Source organism: Streptomyces sp. NPDC031111, from assembly GCF_055570675.1.
This window is the reverse complement of record NZ_JBVIGS010000013.1, coordinates 151,481-169,323: the sequence shown is the minus strand read 5'-3', so window position 1 is coordinate 169,323 and position 17,843 is coordinate 151,481. Positions and strand designations below refer to the sequence as shown.

General features: G+C 72.6%; 21 protein-coding genes and 2 pseudogenes. 12 read left to right on the top strand and 11 right to left on the bottom strand.

Annotated features, from left to right (window positions below):
• Positions 1 to 117 precede the first annotated feature (117 nt).
• Entirely contained in the window at positions 118 to 912 is a 795-nt protein-coding gene (locus ACZ470_RS26050) for a site-2 protease family protein (protein ID WP_468430936.1), read from the top strand.
• A 4-nt stretch (positions 913 to 916) separates the two neighbouring features.
• On the opposite strand, the gene ACZ470_RS26045 is transcribed toward ACZ470_RS26050, so the two are convergent.
• The gene (locus ACZ470_RS26045; protein WP_468430934.1) at positions 917 to 1,159 is read right to left on the bottom strand and encodes a hypothetical protein; all 243 of its coding nucleotides are present in this window, start codon (positions 1,157 to 1,159) and stop codon (positions 917 to 919) included.
• Between the two features lie 4 nt (positions 1,160 to 1,163).
• Positions 1,164 to 1,877, bottom strand: coding sequence for an NADPH-dependent F420 reductase (gene npdG / locus ACZ470_RS26040; protein ID WP_468430932.1), 714 nt, complete (start codon positions 1,875 to 1,877; stop codon positions 1,164 to 1,166).
• 141 nt (positions 1,878 to 2,018) lie between these two features.
• On the opposite strand from npdG, the gene ACZ470_RS26035 reads away from it, so the two are divergent.
• The gene (locus tag ACZ470_RS26035; protein ID WP_468430930.1) at positions 2,019 to 2,621 is read left to right on the top strand and encodes a hypothetical protein; all 603 of its coding nucleotides are present in this window, start codon (positions 2,019 to 2,021) and stop codon (positions 2,619 to 2,621) included.
• A 17-nt stretch (positions 2,622 to 2,638) separates the two neighbouring features.
• Here ACZ470_RS26035 and ACZ470_RS26030 read toward each other — a convergent pair whose 3' ends face one another.
• Positions 2,639 to 2,869: a hypothetical protein gene (locus tag ACZ470_RS26030; RefSeq protein WP_468430928.1), complete on the bottom strand. Its 231-nt coding sequence runs from the start codon at positions 2,867 to 2,869 to the stop codon at positions 2,639 to 2,641.
• Between the two features lie 68 nt (positions 2,870 to 2,937).
• On the opposite strand from ACZ470_RS26030, the gene map reads away from it, so the two are divergent.
• The 4 genes from map to ACZ470_RS26010 all read left to right on the top strand — a co-directional run bounded on the left by map (position 2,938) and on the right by ACZ470_RS26010 (position 5,588).
• Positions 2,938 to 3,795 carry a type I methionyl aminopeptidase gene (map, locus tag ACZ470_RS26025; protein ID WP_468430926.1) on the top strand — a complete coding sequence of 286 codons (858 nt, stop codon included), beginning with the start codon at positions 2,938 to 2,940 and terminating at the stop codon, positions 3,793 to 3,795.
• A 138-nt stretch (positions 3,796 to 3,933) separates the two neighbouring features.
• Positions 3,934 to 4,581 (top strand): biliverdin-producing heme oxygenase, encoded by a 648-nt coding sequence (locus ACZ470_RS26020; protein WP_468430924.1) that lies wholly within the window; start codon positions 3,934 to 3,936, stop codon positions 4,579 to 4,581.
• 55 nt (positions 4,582 to 4,636) lie between these two features.
• The gene (locus tag ACZ470_RS26015) at positions 4,637 to 5,065 is read left to right on the top strand and encodes a hypothetical protein (protein ID WP_468430922.1); all 429 of its coding nucleotides are present in this window, start codon (positions 4,637 to 4,639) and stop codon (positions 5,063 to 5,065) included.
• A 22-nt stretch (positions 5,066 to 5,087) separates the two neighbouring features.
• Positions 5,088 to 5,588: a hypothetical protein gene (locus ACZ470_RS26010; RefSeq protein WP_468430920.1), complete on the top strand. Its 501-nt coding sequence runs from the start codon at positions 5,088 to 5,090 to the stop codon at positions 5,586 to 5,588.
• Between the two features lie 17 nt (positions 5,589 to 5,605).
• On the opposite strand, the gene ACZ470_RS26005 is transcribed toward ACZ470_RS26010, so the two are convergent.
• Positions 5,606 to 6,250 (bottom strand): PhzF family phenazine biosynthesis protein, encoded by a 645-nt coding sequence (locus ACZ470_RS26005; RefSeq protein WP_468430918.1) that lies wholly within the window; start codon positions 6,248 to 6,250, stop codon positions 5,606 to 5,608.
• Positions 6,243 to 7,094 carry a hypothetical protein gene (locus tag ACZ470_RS26000; RefSeq protein ID WP_468430916.1) on the bottom strand — a complete coding sequence of 284 codons (852 nt, stop codon included), beginning with the start codon at positions 7,092 to 7,094 and terminating at the stop codon, positions 6,243 to 6,245. The genes ACZ470_RS26005 and ACZ470_RS26000 overlap by 8 nt, the downstream gene beginning before the upstream one ends.
• A gap of 66 nt (positions 7,095 to 7,160) precedes the next feature.
• On the opposite strand from ACZ470_RS26000, the pseudogene ACZ470_RS25995 reads away from it, so the two are divergent.
• The 3 genes and pseudogenes from ACZ470_RS25995 to ACZ470_RS25985 form a co-directional block, all read left to right on the top strand.
• Positions 7,161 to 7,283, top strand: a pseudogene (locus ACZ470_RS25995) (hemin ABC transporter ATP-binding protein); the annotation flags it as partial.
• A 1-nt stretch (position 7,284) separates the two neighbouring features.
• Positions 7,285 to 7,485 (top strand): annotated as a pseudogene (locus tag ACZ470_RS25990) (hypothetical protein); the annotation flags it as partial.
• A complete protein-coding gene (locus tag ACZ470_RS25985) occupies positions 7,430 to 8,359 on the top strand; it encodes an SCO2278 family lipoprotein (RefSeq protein ID WP_468431044.1) in 930 nt (309 codons plus the stop codon). The pseudogene ACZ470_RS25990 and the gene ACZ470_RS25985, both read left to right, overlap by 56 nt.
• 14 nt (positions 8,360 to 8,373) lie before the next feature.
• Here ACZ470_RS25985 and ACZ470_RS25980 read toward each other — a convergent pair whose 3' ends face one another.
• The gene (locus ACZ470_RS25980; RefSeq protein ID WP_468430914.1) at positions 8,374 to 9,111 is read right to left on the bottom strand and encodes a bifunctional DNA primase/polymerase; all 738 of its coding nucleotides are present in this window, start codon (positions 9,109 to 9,111) and stop codon (positions 8,374 to 8,376) included.
• Positions 9,112 to 9,324: 213 nt separating this feature from the next.
• Here ACZ470_RS25980 and ACZ470_RS25975 point away from each other — a divergent pair, with 213 nt between their 5' ends.
• Positions 9,325 to 10,170 carry a glycerophosphodiester phosphodiesterase gene (locus ACZ470_RS25975; RefSeq protein WP_468430912.1) on the top strand — a complete coding sequence of 282 codons (846 nt, stop codon included), beginning with the start codon at positions 9,325 to 9,327 and terminating at the stop codon, positions 10,168 to 10,170.
• On the opposite strand, the gene ACZ470_RS25970 is transcribed toward ACZ470_RS25975, so the two are convergent.
• Positions 10,115 to 10,765, bottom strand: a complete 651-nt coding sequence (locus tag ACZ470_RS25970) for a TetR/AcrR family transcriptional regulator (protein ID WP_468430910.1) — start codon at positions 10,763 to 10,765, stop codon at positions 10,115 to 10,117. The two genes, ACZ470_RS25975 and ACZ470_RS25970, sit on opposite strands and share 56 nt — an antisense overlap.
• A gap of 112 nt (positions 10,766 to 10,877) precedes the next feature.
• On the opposite strand from ACZ470_RS25970, the gene ACZ470_RS25965 reads away from it, so the two are divergent.
• Entirely contained in the window at positions 10,878 to 11,081 is a 204-nt protein-coding gene (locus tag ACZ470_RS25965) for a DUF6243 family protein (RefSeq protein ID WP_468430909.1), read from the top strand.
• Here the strand turns inward: ACZ470_RS25965 and ACZ470_RS25960 are convergent.
• From ACZ470_RS25960 to ACZ470_RS25950, 3 genes are all read right to left on the bottom strand, one after another.
• Positions 11,078 to 12,055, bottom strand: coding sequence for a small ribosomal subunit Rsm22 family protein (locus tag ACZ470_RS25960; RefSeq protein WP_468430907.1), 978 nt, complete (start codon positions 12,053 to 12,055; stop codon positions 11,078 to 11,080). The genes ACZ470_RS25965 and ACZ470_RS25960 overlap by 4 nt on opposite strands.
• A 490-nt stretch (positions 12,056 to 12,545) precedes the next feature.
• Positions 12,546 to 13,721: a serine hydrolase domain-containing protein gene (locus tag ACZ470_RS25955; protein WP_468430905.1), complete on the bottom strand. Its 1,176-nt coding sequence runs from the start codon at positions 13,719 to 13,721 to the stop codon at positions 12,546 to 12,548.
• A complete protein-coding gene (locus ACZ470_RS25950; protein WP_468430903.1) occupies positions 13,673 to 15,010 on the bottom strand; it encodes a multidrug effflux MFS transporter in 1,338 nt (445 codons plus the stop codon). The genes ACZ470_RS25955 and ACZ470_RS25950 overlap by 49 nt, the downstream gene beginning before the upstream one ends.
• Positions 15,011 to 15,151: 141 nt before the next feature.
• Here ACZ470_RS25950 and ACZ470_RS25945 point away from each other — a divergent pair, with 141 nt between their 5' ends.
• Positions 15,152 to 16,177, top strand: coding sequence for a Gfo/Idh/MocA family protein (locus ACZ470_RS25945; protein WP_468430901.1), 1,026 nt, complete (start codon positions 15,152 to 15,154; stop codon positions 16,175 to 16,177).
• Here ACZ470_RS25945 and ACZ470_RS25940 read toward each other — a convergent pair.
• On the bottom strand, positions 16,164 to 17,804 hold the full coding sequence (locus ACZ470_RS25940) for an alkaline phosphatase D family protein (protein ID WP_468430900.1): 1,641 nt from the start codon (positions 17,802 to 17,804) through the stop codon (positions 16,164 to 16,166). The genes ACZ470_RS25945 and ACZ470_RS25940 overlap by 14 nt on opposite strands.
• Positions 17,805 to 17,843 lie beyond the last annotated feature (39 nt).

The window sequence follows — 17,843 nt, the reverse complement described above, 5'->3', positions numbered from 1 at the left end:
CCGTCCCCCACCCTGCGCGGAACCGGTCGCGCGCGCGAGACGTTTTCCCGGTGCGCCCGGTACCGTCGGGCAGTCCCCCGCGCGTCCCCGCGTGTGCCCGACCGTCCAGGGAGTGCCATGACCACCGCCGCCACCCGTCACAGCGACCGGAGGATCAGCCCGGTCTTCCTGGGCATCCTGGCCGTGACGGCGGTCACCGGCTGGGCCACCTGGACCGGGTTCGCGGCGCAGCCCGGGGTCGCCGTGTTCCTGTTCGTGACGGCCGCCTGGATCGTCTCCCTGTGTCTGCACGAGTACGCGCACGCGCGGACCGCCCTGCACAGCGGCGACATATCGGTGGGCGCCAAGGGCTATCTCACGCTGAACCCGATGAAGTACACGCACGCCCTGCTGAGCATCGTGCTCCCGGTGATCTTCGTGATCATGGGCGGGATCGGTCTGCCGGGCGGTGCCGTGTTCATCGAGCGCGGCCGGATCCGGGGCCGGTGGCGGCACAGCCTGATCTCGGCGGCGGGCCCGCTGACGAACGTCCTGTTCGCGGTGGTGTGCACGGCGCCGTTCTGGCTGGACGCGCTGGACGGCGTACCGGCCGACTTCCGGTTCGCGCTGGCCTTCCTCGCGCTGCTCCAGGTGACGGCGGCGATCCTGAACTTCCTGCCGGTGCCGGGGCTGGACGGCTACGGGGTGATCGAGCCGTGGCTGTCGTACGACATTCGCCGGCAGGTGGAGCCGTTCGCCCCGTTCGGTCTGCTGTTCGTGTTCGCGCTGCTGTGGGTGCCCGCGGTGAACGGCGCGTTCTTCGACGTGGTCGACTCGCTGCTGGGGGCGCTGGGGATCCACGAGTTCGACACGTACTGCGGCTACGAGCTGTTCCGCTTCTGGCGGGGCGAGAACGAGTTCTGCGCGGCCTGAGGGGTCAGCCCGTGATCGAGGAGCCGTCCCCCGCCGCCCGGTCGCGCCGCACGTAGTACCAGGTCATGTTGGACGACAGGCCCGCCAGCAGCACCCAGACGACACCGATGAGCACACTGCCCCGCACGAAGGAGACGACGGCCGCGGCGACGGCGAGGAGGCAGACGGCGAGGGCGTAGAGGGCGAGGCGGGGCATGGGCACGGGCTCCTGTCGGGGGACACTGCTACGGCGTCCAGTGTCCCCCATCGCCTCATACGTCCGTGACGCGGAGCCCGGCGTGTGCCTTGTAGCGGCGGTTGACCGAGATCAGGTTCGCGACCAGCGATTCCACCTGGTGGGCGTTGCGCAGCCGCCCGGCGAAGATTCCCCGCATGCCCGGGATGCGCCCGGCCAGCGCCTGCACGATCTCGACATCGGCCCGGTCCTCGCCGAGCACCATCACGTCGGTGTCGATCTCGTCGATCTCCGGGTCCTGGAGCAGCACGGCCGACAGATGGTGGAAGGCGGCGGTGACCCGGGAGTCCGGCAGCAGCGCGGCGGCCTGCTGGGCGGCGCTGCCCTCCTCGGGCTTCAGCGCGTAGGCGCCCTGCTTGTCGAAGCCGAGCGGGTTGACGCAGTCCACGACGAGCTTGCCGGCCAGCTCCTCGCGGAGGGACTCCAGGGTCTTGCCGTGACCGTCCCACGGCACGGCGACGATCACGATGTCGCTGCGGCGGGCGGTCTCGGCGTTGTCGGCGCCCTCGACGCCGTACCCGAGTTCCTCGGCGGCGGCCCGCGCCCGCTCGGCGGCCCGGGAGCCGATGATCACCTTCTGGCCGGCCTTGGCGAGGCGGTACGCGAGGCCCTTGCCCTGCGGTCCGGTGCCGCCGAGCACGCCGACGACGAGCCCGGAGACGTCGGGCAGGTCCCAGGGATCCTTGGCGGGGGCCTTCGCGGGCTGCTGTGCGCTGTCACTGGAGGTCATGGCACGACCTTACGTCCGTGACGGCACGGCTTCCGACGGGCGTGAGGACCGTCACGGCGTGGCCCGCCGGGGTCACCGGGTCGGGCGAATCCGGGGCGAACACCGGCACGGGGGCGCGTGGTTGGGGCAGGATGCGGCCGCATGGACGCGGTACGGGTCGCACTGCTGCGGGAAGTGCTCGCCGGGACGGAATGGCTGGGTGCCACCCGGCACTTCGCGGGGTCGCTGCGCGGGTCGGTGGTGTCGCACGGCGGCGGGCTGCTGCTGGTGGGGACACGGGAGTACGAGCCGTGGCATCTGGCGGCACATCTGGCGGACGAGGCCGCCTGGTCGGGCACCCCCGAGCTGGCGCCCACGCTCGTACGGCATGACGCGCGCCCCTCGGACCCCGCGCATCTGGCGGTGGGCCTGGGGCGGCTGGAGGCGGCGCGGCGGGGCGAGACGCTGCTGGTGGTGGCGCCCGGGGAGCCGGCCGCCCCGCTCCTTGAACGGGTGTCCGACGCCCGCCGGGCCGGGGCGACGCTGCTGTCCCTCGGCCCCGGCGACGGTGAGCTCCCGGCGATGGCCCATGAGGTCCTGCCCGTCCCGGAGGGTTCGGAGCTGGACCTGGACACCGTGCAGCACCTGGTGAGCGCGGCGGCCGGGGAGAACGCCCTGCCGGCCCGCCGGGGCCCGCGCCGCTTCCGGGACCGCCTGTCGAGGCTGGCGGATCTGCTGACGGCGCCGCCGCCCCCGCGCTGGTAGCCGCAGAAGGGGTGCGGTCAGTCGTCGTCCCGTTCGCCCGCCGGGGCGTCGTGCCACTTGGGGTCGTTCTCCCACTGGAGGTTGCGCTCGCGGGCGGTCTCCATGGCGTGCTCGGCCTCGCTGCGGCTCGCGTACGGGCCGAAGCGGTCCTTGCCGGGGCAGTCGGGGCCCTCCTCGACCTTCTTGTGTTCCAGGCAGTAGTACCACTCGCCCGGCTTTCCGACCGTCCGCTTCTTGAACAGGGGCATGACCGGCTCTCCTCTCACCATCCCGCCACGGAGATGGTCCCCCATCGCCGCTGAATTAGACTCGCCGCATGTCTGGCCAGTCGCTGCTCGTTCCGGGGGAGCTGTCCCCCATCCGTTCCGTACCCGGCAACATCCGTCGTCCCGAGTACGTCGGCAAGCCCGCCCCCACTCCGTACAACGGGCCGGAGGTGCAGACGCCCGAGACGGTCGAGGCGATGCGGACCGCCGGCCGGATCGCGGCGCGGGCGATGGAGGAGGCGGCGAAGCTCATCGCGCCCGGTGTGACGACGGACGAACTGGACCGGGTGGCGCACGAGTACATGTGCGACCACGGCGCCTATCCCTCGACCCTCGGCTACCGCGGTTTCCCCAAGTCGCTGTGCACGTCGATCAACGAGGTGATCTGCCACGGCATCCCCGACTCGACCGTCCTGCGCGACGGCGACATCGTCAACCTGGATGTGACGGCGTACATCGGCGGGGTCCACGGCGACAACAACGCCACCTACCTGGTCGGTGACGTGGACGAGGAGAGCCGGCTGCTGGTGGAACGCACCCGCGAGTCGCTCGCCCGCGCGATCAAGGCGGTCAAGCCGGGCCGGCAGATCAACATCATCGGCCGGGTGATCGAGTCGTACGCCAAGCGGTTCGGCTACGGCGTGGTCCGCGACTTCACCGGTCACGGCATCAACTCCTCGTTCCACTCGGGTCTGATCATCCCGCACTACGACAGTCCGCACGCGACCACGGTGATGCAGCCGGGGATGACCTTCACCATCGAGCCGATGCTGACGCTGGGCACGCACGAGTACGACATGTGGGACGACGGCTGGACGGTCGTGACGAAGGACCGCAGGCGCACGGCCCAGTTCGAGCACACGCTGGTGGTGACGGACACGGGCGCGGACATCCTGACGCTGCCGTAGCCGCTCCCCCCGCCGGCCCGCTGCCCGCCCTCCGCCCCGGAGGGCGGGTTTTTCCATGCCGTGGCAGGGTGGGAGTTGCCGACAGCCCGTCGGCAAGGCATTGACTTAGGTAAGCCTAACCATAGAAGATCTGGACTCATGGACTCCTTCTCGACCCTCATCCGCACCGCGTCCCACGAGCAGCACGTGGAGGCGGAGACGTCGACGTTCATGAGCGATCTGCTGGGCGGCCGGCTGGGCGTGGACGCGTACGCGCGCTACACCGAGCAGTTGTGGTTCGTGTACGAGGCCCTGGAGTCCGGCGGGCGGGCGCTGACGTCGGACCCGGTGGCGGGCCCGTTCATCCGGCCGGAGCTGTTCCGCCTGCCCTCCCTGGAACGCGACCTGGCCCACCTGCGCGGCCCGGACTGGCGCTCGACGCTGACCGCCCTCCCCGCCACCCGGTCCTACGCGGCCCGCGTCGCCGAGTGCGCCCGCACCTGGCCGTCCGGCTACGTCGCCCACCACTACACCCGCTACCTGGGCGACCTCTCCGGCGGCCAGATCATCCGCGGCAAGGCGGAGAAGACCTGGGGCTTCGCGAGGAAGGGCGACGGCGTCCGTTTCTACGTCTTCGAGGAGATACCGAACCCGGCGGCGTTCAAGCGGGGTTACCGCGAACTCCTGGACGCGATCCCGGCCGACGACCTGGAGAAGCAGCGCGTCGTGGCGGAGTGCAAGCGGGCGTTCGCCCTCAACACGGGGGTGTTCCGGGCGCTGGGTGAGGAATTCCCCCTGTCGGCATGACTCGCCCGGACGCGGGCTGCGGTGGCACACTCCGCGAGCTGCTGCGATCCTTCTCGTGAGCGAGAAAGGCACGGACATGGCGCTTTGCGTGCATTACATCGAGCTGCGTCCCGAGGCGGACGAGGAAGAATTCGACAAGTTCGTCGCCGAAGAACTCCTCCCTTCCGCACGGACCATCACGGAGCGCAGGGCGGGACTGCACACGGATCGCCACGTGTTCGTCAAGGGAAGCACCGAAAAGCGCACCTACCTGTGGATTGTCGAGTGGGCCCATCAGGGGGGCGAGAGCGACAATTCCTTCGTCGTGGCCGTCGGACCGAAAGTAAAAGCGAAACTCGACGCCTTCGCTCTGCACACATTCAAGCTCTACGCCGTCATGGCGCGGGCAGGCGATGACTCCATCACGACACCGACACTCGACATTCCCGACGACTTGAGAGATCCCAAGGGTTGGCTCGGCGAAGACGTCTGGAATGTGGTGTGACCACACACTGGAAGGACGGCGCATGTCTACCAGCAGTGCTCAGGACATCTCCCGTGCGGCGGGCGACCTGTTCGGCTCCGGGGTGGCACGGATCCACGACGACGTGGCGCAGCGGCGCCTGCACTATCACCTCCTGCGGCTGACGCTCGTGGGTCTCACCCAGGAGGACATCGCCGAGCTGCGCCGGCTCGCGCAGCTCGTCTTCGAAGACGCCGACGTCTCCGAGCAGGCGGACAGGATCAGGCAGCGTCCAGGAGCCGGCGGCCTCGCGGTGGCGATCGCGGACATCGTGGCCGCGGCACCCGACGGCCCGCTCAGCCGGCGGGCCCTGCTCGGTGCCGTCCTCGGCGCGTACTCGATGACCGGCGGTTCGTCCGCGGCGGCCGGCCTTTCGGCGGACTTCCGCGACACCGCGGCCGTGATGGGCGCGGTCGGGGGCGCGATCGCGGCAACGACCAGCGAGCTCGTCCTCGAGCGGATCGACGAGGTGGGCCTGTCCCAGTACCTCAGCGCGGCGCACTGAGTCGAGTTGACGCGTCGTCAGCGTTCCAGGTACACGCGGCCGCCGATCTCCGTCCAGCCCTCCGGCTGGGGGGCCGTGAGGATCTGGGAGCCCGTGCCCTGGGTGATGTTCAGGGCTCGGCCCAGGCGGTCGGTGAGGAGGAGGGCTGCCGCGCCCGTCGCCTCGTCCTCGTCGATGCCGTCGTCGCGGCCGGGGAAGGCGCGGGCCCGGATGCGGCCCGCCGGCTCGTCCAGCCAGGCCCAGGCGTAGATCCACTCCCCCTTGGGCGGCACGGGCAGGTCGTCCACCTCGGCGGCGGTGGCGTACTGGCGCAGGGTGCGCGGCGGCACCCACTCCGCCCGCGCCTCGATCCAGCAGAACTCCCCGTCCTGCCGGGCGCCCACCACTCCGGCGGGGGTGACGAGTTCGGGCACGTCGAGCAGCCAGGCCGTGCCGACGCAGGGGTGGCCCGCGAAGGGGAGCCGCAGGGTGGGGGTGTAGATGTCGATCACGCCGCGCTCGGGGTCGTCGACGAACACGGTCTCGCTGAAGCCGAGCTTGGCGGCGAGTTCCTGGCGGTCGCTGCGCTCCGGGATCACGGAACCGTCGCGGACGACACCGAGTTCGTTGCCGTATCCACCGCGCGGGCCACAGAAGACGCGCAGCACGTCGTAGTCAGTCACGGGGGCATTCAAGCACCGCGCGGCCGACGAGGTCGTCCCAGGCCGTAGCGCCGCCGGGGACGGGCCAGGTGAGGGTCGCGGCGGTGTCGTAGGGCAGGGACGCCAGCACGTCGGCGTACCCGCGTTCCAGGGCGGCCCGCTGCCGTTCCGTCCGTTGACGGTGCGCCTCGGTCACCTCGGCGGCGGTGCGCCGCCACTCCTCGTCGCCGGTCAGTCGGGCCAGTTCCAGGCACGCCGGATCGTCGCCCTCGGCCAGGGCCGCGACGGCACGGTCATGGCCGTCGAGGATCAGCCAGCCGTCGAGGAAGGACACCCACCACAGCAGTACGGGCGCCAGGGTGCCCTCGCGGGCGTGCTTGCGGTACGCCTTCACGCGTGGGGCGTCGGGCGGTGACAGCCGGCGCAGGGGCAGGACGCCGTGCCAGCCCCCGCCGCAGTACAACTCCAGGCTGCCGCCCGGCCAGTCGCGCACCAGGTCCTCGGTCCAGATACCCGGGGCGAACACGGAGCGCGGGGACAGCCGCCAGCGTCCGTCGTGCACGGGCGCGACGGACGACTCCTCCAGCCAACGCGCGTAAGCGTGCCCCCAGTCGACGGACGACCGCTGCGTCGTGGAGCGCAGGGGCGGCAGCGGGGAGCGGTAGCCGTCGAGGCGGTGGAGGGAGAGGTCGCGGCAGCAGCCGCCGGTGTCGGAGCGGCCCAGCAGCAGCGGCCGGTCCCGCTGCCGCAGCAGCACGCGCCCGCCGTCCGCCGTCTCGAAACGCAGCGGGGGCGGGCCGGGCCGGCCCGAAACGGCCAGCACCGGTCCGCCACCCGGCCGGGGCTCTCTGGTCCACCTCGTCACGGGGGAAGTCTGCGGGACGGGCCGGGGCGGGCGGAAACGGATTGATCGACGGGCGCGCGGCGCCCGCGCGCGGGCCGGGTGGTGGCCGAGGAGCCGCCGGAGGAGGTGTGCACGGAGCGGCTGTTGTCGCAGGTGTACGACCAGCCGGTCGAGGTGTTCCCGCACCCCCGGACGGGGTCGGTGCTGGTGCCAGGTCACGGTGTGGCCGCTGTACCCGGTCCCGGCGCTCGCGCCGTTCCTCGCCCCGGTAGGGTTCGCCTCCGGGAAGGGGAAGGTGAAGGAACCGGATGAGCAGGGATCTCGGCCTTCGAAGGCTCCGCAGGCTTGGCAAGTGCGTGCTCGTGACCGCCTTGTCGGTGACGGCGAGCGGCTGTGTGGTGGTGCACGGTGAGCGCGAGGTGCTCCCGGCCACCACCCGCGCCGAAGCGGCCAAGGCGCTCGAGGAGTTCACCGCCGCGTACAACAAGGCCGACAAGGCGTACGACAGTTCCCTGGACGCCGACCACACCACCGGCGCACTCGCCGCCATCGACGGGGCGCGGCTGAAGGCCGGGCGGGTCAACAACCCGGAGGGCAACCCCGGGCACACGCCCCTGGAGCTGACGGACGCGAAGTTCACCATCCCGAAGAAGGCCGGCTGGCCGCGCTGGTTCCTCGCCGACACGGCCGCCAACAAGGGCGGCCAGGCGCGCTGGCTGCTGGTGTTCACCCGCAACGGGCTGGACGAGACCTGGGAAGTGGCCTATCTGACGCTGGTCGCCCCGGACGACATACCGGAGTTCAAGACCGACGAGGACGGGTGGGCCGAGGCCGTACCGGCGAACTCGACGGAACTGGCGGTGCCGCCGGGCGAGTTGAGCAAGGACTACGCCACGCATCTGAAGGACGGCGGGGACACCTTCGCCGAGGGTCCGCACACCAGCGGGTGGCGGGCGCAGCGCGAGAAGAAGTCGTCGCGGCCGGGTCTGGCCACGCAGTACATCGACGAGCCGATGACCAACGGCGACTACGCGCCGCTGGCGCTGCGCACCGAGGACGGCGGGGCGCTGGTGTTCTTCACCACCCGCCACTTCGAGAAGCAGACGGCGGCGGCCGGGACGTCCGTGCCGACGCCGAACAAGGACGTGCTGGCGCTGACGACCGGGGAGGTCAGGCAGTCGCTGACGATGGAGTTCGTCTCCAACGAGGTGGCGCTGGACCCGGCGGACGGTGCGGTGGAGGTCCTGGGGCGGATCCAGGGGCTGACGTCGGCGCAGGGCGAGTAGCGGCGGACCCGCCGTCAGTGGCGCAGGGGCCAGGCCGTGCCCGCGTGGTCGGGCTGCTCACCGGCGTGGCGGGCGCCGGACTCGGTGAGGATCTCCAGCAGGCTCAGCGGGTCCGGCAGCGGATGCTCGGGGCCGCGTACCCAGTGCACCGACTGGTCGCCGTCGCCGGGGAGGCGGGCGGGCGGTACGAGGACGTAGGAACCGCGGCAGTGCCAGCGCAGGCCGGGGTGCTCATCCATGGTCTCCGGGTGGCAGTCCAGCTCGCACGGCCACCACTCGTCCTCGTCCTCGGGGGTGCCGCGGGTGAGGGTGAAGAACAGCATCCGGCCGTCGTCGCTCTCGGCGACGGGGCCGACCTCGATGCCGGCGTCCAGCAGCCGGCCGAGGGCCTCCCGCCCCGCTTCGAGGGGCACGTCGAGGACGTCGTGCACCATGCCGGTCGCGGTGATGAAGTTGGCCTGCGGCTGGTGGCGGGCCCAGCGCTCGATCTGGGCGCGGTCGGTGGTGGACTGCGTCTGCCAGGCGAACGACACCGGGTGCCGGGCGGGGGTGGGACAGCCCACGCGGTCGCAGGAGCAGCCGTATCCGGCGGCGGGGTGGGCGGCGGGCGCGAGCGGCAGTCCCGCGTCGGCGGCGGCGAGCAGCAGGGCCTCACGGCCGCCCTCGTCGGCGGCCTGCTTCGGGCGGCGGCCGCGCAGCCACTGGGAGAGCCTGCCCTGCCGGCCGGTCCGGCCGCCGAACTCCGCGCTCATCTATCCCCTCGCCTCGCCGTCGTGCGGAACAGCATGCCCTATGGTCCCACGATCGTGCGCATCGGGGGGCCGGAGCCCACAATCGGCGCAGGTGGGACGAGGGTGCCTCGACGGGACGTGGGGTGACGAAGGGGATGGGGCTCCGAGGAGTGCCAGTACCGATTCGGGCGCTTTGAGCGCGTACGATCCGACTCGCGAACCTACCGTGGTCGCGTGATCACAAGTGTCGCGTCGACGGCCCTGGCGGTCGTGGCCTCCGTGGCCGCGCTGACCCCCACGGGCCCTCCGGTGCCGCTGGAGTGGGGCGGCGGGCCGCTGACGGTGGACGCGCTGCCGCCCGTCCCGTACGTCGCCCATCGCGGCGGGGCCCTGGAGGTCCCCGAGAACAGCATGTCGGGGCTGGCGGCGGCGTTCCGGCGCGGTACGGCGCAGGTGCTCGACTTCGACACGCGGGTGCTGCGGGACGGCACGCCGGTCGTCTTTCACGACGCCACCCTGAACCGCACGACGTTCCTGGGCGGTGAGGTGCGCGCCCTGGACGCCGGGGAGTGGCGGGGCGTACGGCTGCGTCCGCGCGACCGGCTGCCGGGGAGCTGGCGCTCGGAGCGGCCGCCGACGGTCGCCGAGGTCCTGGACCGGTTCGGCGGGCGGATCGTGCTGATGCTGGAGGTGAAGGACCCGCGCGGTCTCGGCCGGCTGGCCGCGCTGATCCGTGCCCGCGGCCTGACCCGCTCGGTGTTCGTCAACACCAACGACCCCGGGGTCGCCCGCCGCGTCCACGACCTGGGCCTGCTCACCCAGCTGTGGCGCTCGGCCCGCCAGATGCGCACCGACCGCCCGGAGCGCTGGCGCTCCTACGTCGACCTGCTCGACGTCGACGTCAAGGCGCGGGAGGCGGACCTGCGGCGCGCGGTGCGCTCCGGCATCCCACGGGTGTGGGCGCACACGGTCGTCACCCCGGCCCAGCGCGACCGCGCCCTGGCGCTGGGCTGCGACGGCATCATCACGGACGCGCCGGGGCGGCTGGCCCGGCGGTCCCGCGCGGCGCGAGGCCGTTGAGGGCGTAGTCGACGAGGGTGTCGGCGTACTCGTAGGTGATCGGACCCGTGTACTGGAGCCAGCGCTGGGCGAGGGGCGAGACGAAGAGCTCCAGGGCGATGCGCGGGTCGATGTCCGGGCGGACGTCCCCGGCCTCCTGGGCGGACCGCAGGCGGTCCACGTACAGCTGGAGCTGGGGTTCCAGCAGCTCGGCGACGAACTTGCGGCCGAGTTCCTCATCGACGACGCCCTCGGCGGCCAGCGCGCGGGACGGGGCCTCGAACACGGGGTCCCGCAGCTCGTCGACCGTGGCGCGCAGGACGTGCTTGAGATCGGCGGCGAGGTCGCCGGTGTCCGGGATGGCGTACGGGACCTGCCCGGCGGCCCGGGCGGCCTGCTCGCCCAGGTCGAGGAAGGCCTCGAGCAGTACGTCCGCCTTCGACGACCACCATCGGTAGATCGTCTGCTTGCCGACGCCGGCGCGGGAGGCGATGCCCTCGATCGTGGTCTTCGGGTAACCGACCTCGGCGACGAGGGCGAGGGCGGCGTCGTAGATGGCCCGCCGGGAGCGCTCGCTGCGGCGGGTGGCGTCGGGGGCGGACTGTTTCGCTGCCATGGGCCGAATTTATCAGGTTGACAAGACGATGCGTCTCGCCGGACAGTGGTGAGAGCGATAACGAGACGAAACGTCTCGTCGCATCGAGAAGAGGAAGAAGGAGGAGGTCACCATGGCCCGAGGCGGAGCCGGAAACATGCTGGGTGTCGGCGGCACCCGACAGCACCTCGGCCGCAAGGCGCTGCGCGGGGGCGGACGCGGGGGCCGTATCGGGGGCGGTCTCGACCCCCAGGCCCAGAAGCGGGAGCTGCTGCGCAAGCTTCAGGAGAAGCGGCAGGGGCGGCAGGAAGGTGAGGAGGAAGCGGGGACCGACTAGTCCTCGATGGGCGGCCAGGGGTCGCCCCAGTCGGTGTCACGGGCCGCCCGGTACAGGTCGCCGTGGCGTTTGGTGACGGTGGTGCGGCTCAGGGCCGGGTTCGTCTCGCACAGGTCGAGGAGGACCTGGCCCTTTCGGATCTGCGGCTTGCGGACGACTCGGGCGGGGGCCGGGGTGACGGGGAGGCGGGTCGCGGCGACGTAGCTGAACTTCTCGTCCTCGTAGGCGAGGGAGCCGCCCTTGATCTGGCGGTGCAGGGAGGAACGGCTGACCCGCGCCGAGAAGTGGCACCAGTCCGTGCCGGGCACGATGGGGCAGGCGGCGCTGTGCGGGCAGGGGGCGGCGACGTGGAAGCCGGCGGAGATCAGGTGGTCGCGGGCCTCGATGACACGGGCGTAGCCGTCGGGGGTGCCGGGTTCGACGATCACGACGGTCCGCGCGGCGTGGGCGGCGGCGTCGACGAGGGCGGTGCGGTCGGGGGCGGTGAGCTCGTTGAGGACGTAGGAGATGGTGACGAGGTCGGCGCTGTCGAGGGTGAGCTCCGCTCCGATGCGGGCGCGGTGCCAGGTCGCTTCGCGCAGGGCGGGGTTGGCGGCGGCCAGTTCCCTGCCGAGGGCGAGCGCGGGCTCGGACCAGTCGAGCACGGTCACGGGGCGCTCGCCGTGCCAGGTCGCGCTCACCGCCCAGGCGGCGGCGCCGGTGCCGCCGCCGACGTCCACGTGGTCGGCGGGGGTCCAGCCGGGCACGGCGTCCGCGAGCGCCTCCAGCGCGGAGCGTACGGCCTCGAAGGTGGCGGGCATGCGGTAGGCGGCGTACGCGGCGACGTCGGCGCGGTGGCGGAGGATCGGGGCGTTGGTGGGGGTTTGACCCCGGTAGTTGGCGATCAGGCGGTCGACGGCCTGGGCGGTCTGGCGTGGGGGGATGCCGTCGAGGAGGCCGGCGAGGGCGGTGTGCAGGGGGGCGACGGCGTTCACCCGGTGATTCTACGGGTGGGCCGGGGGTGTGTTTGTGCGGCCCTGCACCGTGCAGGTGCCCCGCGCTGGTGTGGGCCGGGGGCGGGTCTGCGCGGCCCTGCACCGTACGGGTGCCCCGCGCTGGCGTGAGCCGGGGGCGGGTCTGCGCGGCCCGCCGCCGTGCGGCTGCCCCGCGCTGGTGTGGGTCGGGGGCGGGTCTGCGCGGCCCGCCGCCGTGCGGCTGCCCCGCGCTGGTGTGGGTCGGGTTGGTCGCGCTGCCCGGCGCCGTGCGGGGTGCCCCGCGCTGGTGCCGGCCGGGGGTTGGTCGCGCAGCCCGGCGCTTGCGGGGTGCCGTCGCGCCCACCCGTGCCGCCCCAGCGGCACGACTGCCCGCGGAGGGCGCGGCAGACGCTGCCCGCGGATGGGCGGGACGCAGGGGCCGCACCGCAGGCGGCGGATTGCCGCGTATGGCGGGGAGGGGACGGGGCGGGGGTGGCCGCCCGCAGTGGCGCTATGCGCGCACCGCGCGGGCGACGTGTGTGGCCGCCTGCGCCCTCGGTGTGCTGTCCGGTGGGATCGGGCGGCGGGGGTGGACCGTGTTCGCCAGGAGGATCAGGTACGTGTCCGTGGCCCGGTCCAGGACCACGGACGTGCCCGTGAAGCCCGTGTGCCCCGCCGCACCCCCGCCCGCCAGTTCCCCCATGAACCACGCCTGGTCCAGGGCGAACCCCAGCCCCGGCGGCGTGAACAGCAGCTCCACGAAGTCGGGGCCGAGGATCCGGGCGGGCCCGTACGACCCCCCGGCCAGCAGCGTGCGGCAGAAGATCGCCAGATCCCCGGCCGTGGAGAACAGCCCCGCGTGGCCCGCCACCCCACCCAGCGCCCAGGCGTTCTCGTCGTGCACCACCCCCCGCAGCATCCCCCGGTCCGCCTTGGCCCACGGCCGCCGCTGGTCCTCCGTGGCCGCCGCGTCCGGGCACGGCCCGAAGGCGGTCGCGGTCATGCCCAGTGGCCGTGTGATGCCGTCCCGCACGAGGACGTCCAGCGTCCGGCCGGTGATGCGCTCCAGGACATGCTGGAGGAGCAGCATGTTCAGGTCGGAGTAGCAGTACGCGCCGGGCCCCCGGACCGGCTCCTCCGCACGGAGCAGCGCCAGCCGTTCCGCGTCGTCGGCGCAGTCGTACAGCGGGAGTTCGGGACGCAGCCCGGAGGTGTGGGTGAGCAGCTGCCGCACGGTGACGCCGTGCCGCGCCGCCCCCGTGAAGTCCGGCAGATACGCCCCCACGAGCGCGTCGATGCCCAGCGTCCCCCGCTCGATCTGCTGCACGGCGGCCACCGAGGTGAACAGCTTGGTCAGGGACGCCAGGTCGAAGGGGGTGTCCACGGTCATCGGGACCCGTTCGGCCATAGGCAGTTCGACAGGCGTGTCCCCCGCGTCGTCCCACGCCGCGTACCGCACCGCCCAGCCCGCCGCCTCCCGCACGGCGACCACCGGGCCCCGCCCGACGACCACGACGGCGCCGGCCGCCCAAGGACGGTCCCCGGTGGTGCGGGCACGGACCTCCCGGACCAGCTCACGGAGTTCCCGTCCGTCGAGCCCGGCCCGTTCCGGTGTGCCGTGGCGAAGTCTCGGCGCGCTCAGATGCCCCCGCCCTTCGCACCCGTCCGCCCGCTCCACGGGCGGCACATTCCCACGAAGCAGGCCAGCGCCACCAGGGCGGCGGCCAGTTGGACGACGGCCATCGGGACGGCGGTGTCCTCCCCGGCGACCCCGACCAGCGGCGAGGCGATCGCGCCGATGAGGAAGGACGTCGTGCCGAGGAGGGCCGACGCCGAGCCGGCGGCGTGCTTGGTGCGCATCAGGGCGAGCGTCTGCGTGTTGGGCAGGGCGATGCCCATCGCGGACATCAGCACGAACAGCGCGGCGGCCACGGGCACCAGCCCGACCTCGCCGAACACGCCCGCCGACATCAGCAGCAGCGCGACCGCCGCGACGACCACGACGACGAGCCCGACGACGAGCACGTTGTCCAGCCGGACCCGGCCGACCAGCACCTTGCCGTTGATCTGCCCCATGATCACCAGCCCGATGGAGTTGAGCCCGAACAGCAGGCTGAACGTCTGCGGGGAGGCGCCGTAGATCTCCTGGATGACGAACGGGGAGGCCGCGACGTACGCGAAGAGGGACGCGAAGGCGAAGCCGCCGGTGAGCATGTAGCCGGTGAAGGCCCGGTCGACGAGCAGGCGGCGCATCGAGCCGAGCGCGTCGCGGACGCCTCCGCCGTGCCGGTCGGCGGGGGCCAGCGTCTCCGGCAGCTTCGCCCAGACGACGGCCGTCAGCAGCGCCCCGACGACGGTGAGGACGACGAACACGCCCCGCCAGTCCGTCACCCGCAGGATCTGCCCGCCGATGAGCGGCGCCACGATCGGCGCGACCCCGGAGATCAGCATCAGGGTGGAGAAGAAGCGGGCCATGGCCACGCCGTCGTACAGGTCACGGGCGACCGCGCGGGCGATGACGATGCCGGCCGCGCCCGCGAGGCCCTGCGCCAGCCGGAAGGCGACGAGGAGTTCGACGGTGGGCGCGAACGCGCACAGCGCGGTGGCGACGATGTAGACGGCGAGGCCGATGAGCAGCGGACGGCGGCGGCCCCACCGGTCGCTCATCGGGCCGACCACGAGCTGCCCCAGCGCCATGCCGGCCAGGCAGGCGGTGAGGGTGAGCTGGACGGTGGCGGCGGGCGCGTGCAGGGCCTGGGTGACCTCCGGGAGTGCGGGGAGGTACATGTCCATCGCCAGCGGTGGCGTGGCGGTCAGTCCGCCGAGGACGAGCGTGACCAGCAGGCTGGTACGGCGGCCTGCGGTCCCACGGAGCGCCGCACCCCCCGCCGTCGCATCCGGGACGGCCCTGTCCGGCGCCCTGTTCTCCGTTGTGTTCGCCGCCGACTTCGATATGAACGCCCCACCCTCGGGCATTGGGCCCCTCCCTTTCCATGCCATCGGCTCCCTATGCTCTCAGCTCGTACGGAGTGCTCGGCGTCAACGGCGATGTCATGGGAGCGCTTCCATGTTCAATTGGTTGACGATGTGACGAACGACACGAGCAGGGTGGGACGCATGGCAGAGCAGAAGGTGCGCTGGGGGATCCTGGCGACCGGGGGGATGTCCGCGACGTTCACGGCGGATCTCGTGGACATGCCGGACGCGGAGGTCGTGGCGGTGGCGTCGCGGTCGGCGGAGCCGGCCAAGGCGTTCGCCGAGCGGTTCGGGATACCGCGGGCGTACGGCGACTGGGAGTCGCTGGCGCGGGACGAGGAGCTCGACGTCGTCTATGTCGCCACTCCGCACTCGGCGCACCGCGCGGCGGCCGGGCTGATGCTGGAGGCCGGGCGGAACGTGCTCTGCGAGAAGCCGTTCACGCTGAACGTGCGGGAGGCGGAGGAGCTGGTCGCGCTCGCGCGGGGCAACGGGCGCTTCCTGATGGAGGCCATGTGGATGTACTGCCATCCCATGGTGCGGCGGCTCAAGGCCCTGGTCGACGACGGGGCGATCGGCGAGGTGCGCAGTGTGCAGGCGGACTTCGGGCTCGCCGGCCCCTTCCCCGCCTCGCACCGGCTGCGGGATCCGGCGCTGGGCGGGGGCGCGCTGCTGGACCTGGGGGTGTACCCGGTGTCGTTCACGCAGCTGCTGCTCGGGGAGCCGTCGGACATCGCGGCGCGGGCCACGCTCTCGGAGGAGGGCGTCGACCTCCAGACCGGGGCACTGCTCTCCTGGGAGAGCGGCGCCCTCGCCTCGGTGCACTGCTCCATCGTGGGCGGTACGGCCACGTCCGCGTCGATCACCGGGTCGCGGGGCCGGATCGACATCCCGTACGGCTTCTTCTTCCCGGACCGGTTCGTGCTGCACCGGGACGGCCGTGACGCGGAGGAGTTCACGGCCGACCCGGCCGACGGCCCCCGCAACAGCCTCAAGCACGAGGCCGCCGAGGCGATGCGGGCGCTGCGGGCCGGCGAGACCGAGTCCCCGCTGGTCCCGCTCGACGGCACCCTCGCCGTGATGCGGACGCTCGACGCGATCCGGGACCGCGTCGGCGTCCGCTACCCGGGAGAGACGGCGGAGGTCGGCCAGGTCACGCCGGCTTGAGCCCCTGCTCCCCCACCTCCGTCACGAAGGAGGCGGCGGTCGTGAGCGGCGCGCCCTGCGTGGTCACGTGGGACACCGTCTTGAAGTCGGCGCGCGCCAGCTCCCGTCCGAGGGACACGGTCGTGTAGCCGCGGAGCCCGTTGTAGAACCGCATGTGCGGGTTGGCGGCCATGTAGGTGTTCCAGTTGGACGGCTTCTCGGAGCCGTTGCCGCCGCTGGTGACGGAGGACGTGACGATCTCCGTGCCCAGGGTGCGGGAGCCCGGGTCGGAGAAGTCGCGCTTGATGTCGAAGCCGTAGTGCACGTGCACGTCGCCGGTGAGGACCATCAGGTTCTCGACACCGGCGGCCTGCGCGCCGGCCAGCACCCGTTCGCGGGAGGCCGGGTAGCCGTCCCAAGAGTCCATGGAGACCTTGGACGGCAGGGTGGTGGAGTTGAACCGCCGGGAGAAGGTGACCTGCTGGGGCACCACGTTCCACACGGCGTCGGACCGGTGCCAGCCGTTGATCAGCCAGCGTTCCTGGGCGTCGCCGGTCAGGGTGCGCGTCGGGTCCTCGGACTCGGGCCCGGGGTACTGCCAGCCGTCGCCGTAGGCCTGGTTGGTGCGGTACTGGCGGGTGTCGAGGACGTCGAACTGGGCCAGCCGGCCCCAGTGCAGACGGCGGTACAGCCTGAGGTCGGGGCCCTCGGGGAGCTGGGGCCGGCGGAGCGGCATGTTCTCCCAGTAGGCCCGGTAGGCGGCGGCGCGGCGCAGCAGGAACTCCTCCGGCGGCACGCTGTTCTCCGGGGTGCCGCCGGCGTAGTTGTTCTCGGTCTCGTGGTCGTCCCAGGTGACGACGAAGGGGTGTGCGGCGTGCGCGGCCCGCAGGTCGGCGTCCGACTTGTAGAGGGCGTAGCGCAGGCGGTAGTCCTCCAGCGTCACCGTCTCGCGGTTGAAGAGGTCGGGCAGGGTCCCGGCGGGGTAGGCGCGGGCGCCGGCGACGGCGTTGACGGCGTACTCGTACAGGTAGTCGCCGAGGTGCACCACGACGTCCAGGTCCTCGTCGGCGAGGTGCCGGTACGCGGTGTAGTAGCCCTGGTCGTAGCGCTGGCAGGAGACGAGGCCGAAGGTGAGGCCGGCGGTCCTGGCGTGGGCCGGGGGCGCGGTGCGGGTGCGGCCGACCGGGCTGACGAAACTGCCGGCGCGGAAGCGGTAGTAGTAGACGTGGCCGGGGGCGAGGTGGTCGACCTCCACGTGCACGGCGTGGTGGAACTCGGGGTGGGCGGTGGCCTCGCCCCGTCTGACGACGCGGCGGAAGCGTTCGTCGAGGGCGAGTTCCCAGCGGACGGGCACGCGTTGCGCGGGCAGTCCGCTGTCGGCCTGGTACGGGGCGGGGGCCAGGCGCGTCCACAGGAGGACCGAGTCGGGCAGGGGGTCGCCGGATGCCACGCCGAGCGTGAAGGGGTCGTCGGTGAGCTGCGCCGGGTCGAGTTCGGCGGCGCTCGCGGTGCCCGCGCCGGGCACGTTGACCGCGAAGGCGAGCGCGGCCGCGGCACCGGTGACGGTCAGGAAGCGGCGGCGGCCGATGTGCCGTGCGACCGCACGGAGTTCGGGGGCGTGCTGTGACTGACGGGCCTCGGATGTCATCCGTTCCTCCCCTGGCGTATGGATGCGGGAGGAATTGGA

What these genes read in the sequence shown, in the direction of transcription:
- ACZ470_RS25970 (WP_468430910.1), bottom strand. Translation starts at nt 10,765, where the DNA reads ATGGCAGCGAAACAGTCCGCCCCCGACGCCACCCGCCGCAGCGAGCGC.
- ACZ470_RS25950 (WP_468430903.1), bottom strand. Translation starts at nt 15,010, where the DNA reads ATGCCCGAGGGTGGGGCGTTCATATCGAAGTCGGCGGCGAACACAACG.
- ACZ470_RS26030 (WP_468430928.1), bottom strand. Translation starts at nt 2,869, where the DNA reads ATGCCCCTGTTCAAGAAGCGGACGGTCGGAAAGCCGGGCGAGTGGTAC.
- ACZ470_RS25980 (WP_468430914.1), bottom strand. Translation starts at nt 9,111, where the DNA reads ATGAGCGCGGAGTTCGGCGGCCGGACCGGCCGGCAGGGCAGGCTCTCC.
- ACZ470_RS26020 (WP_468430924.1), top strand. Translation starts at nt 3,934, where the DNA reads ATGGACTCCTTCTCGACCCTCATCCGCACCGCGTCCCACGAGCAGCAC.
- ACZ470_RS26035 (WP_468430930.1), top strand. Translation starts at nt 2,019, where the DNA reads ATGGACGCGGTACGGGTCGCACTGCTGCGGGAAGTGCTCGCCGGGACG.
- map (WP_468430926.1), top strand. Translation starts at nt 2,938, where the DNA reads ATGTCTGGCCAGTCGCTGCTCGTTCCGGGGGAGCTGTCCCCCATCCGT.
- ACZ470_RS26010 (WP_468430920.1), top strand. Translation starts at nt 5,088, where the DNA reads ATGTCTACCAGCAGTGCTCAGGACATCTCCCGTGCGGCGGGCGACCTG.
- ACZ470_RS26045 (WP_468430934.1), bottom strand. Translation starts at nt 1,159, where the DNA reads ATGGGGGACACTGGACGCCGTAGCAGTGTCCCCCGACAGGAGCCCGTG.
- ACZ470_RS25965 (WP_468430909.1), top strand. Translation starts at nt 10,878, where the DNA reads ATGGCCCGAGGCGGAGCCGGAAACATGCTGGGTGTCGGCGGCACCCGA.
- npdG (WP_468430932.1), bottom strand. Translation starts at nt 1,877, where the DNA reads ATGACCTCCAGTGACAGCGCACAGCAGCCCGCGAAGGCCCCCGCCAAG.
- ACZ470_RS26050 (WP_468430936.1), top strand. Translation starts at nt 118, where the DNA reads ATGACCACCGCCGCCACCCGTCACAGCGACCGGAGGATCAGCCCGGTC.
- ACZ470_RS25945 (WP_468430901.1), top strand. Translation starts at nt 15,152, where the DNA reads ATGGCAGAGCAGAAGGTGCGCTGGGGGATCCTGGCGACCGGGGGGATG.
- ACZ470_RS25940 (WP_468430900.1), bottom strand. Translation starts at nt 17,804, where the DNA reads ATGACATCCGAGGCCCGTCAGTCACAGCACGCCCCCGAACTCCGTGCG.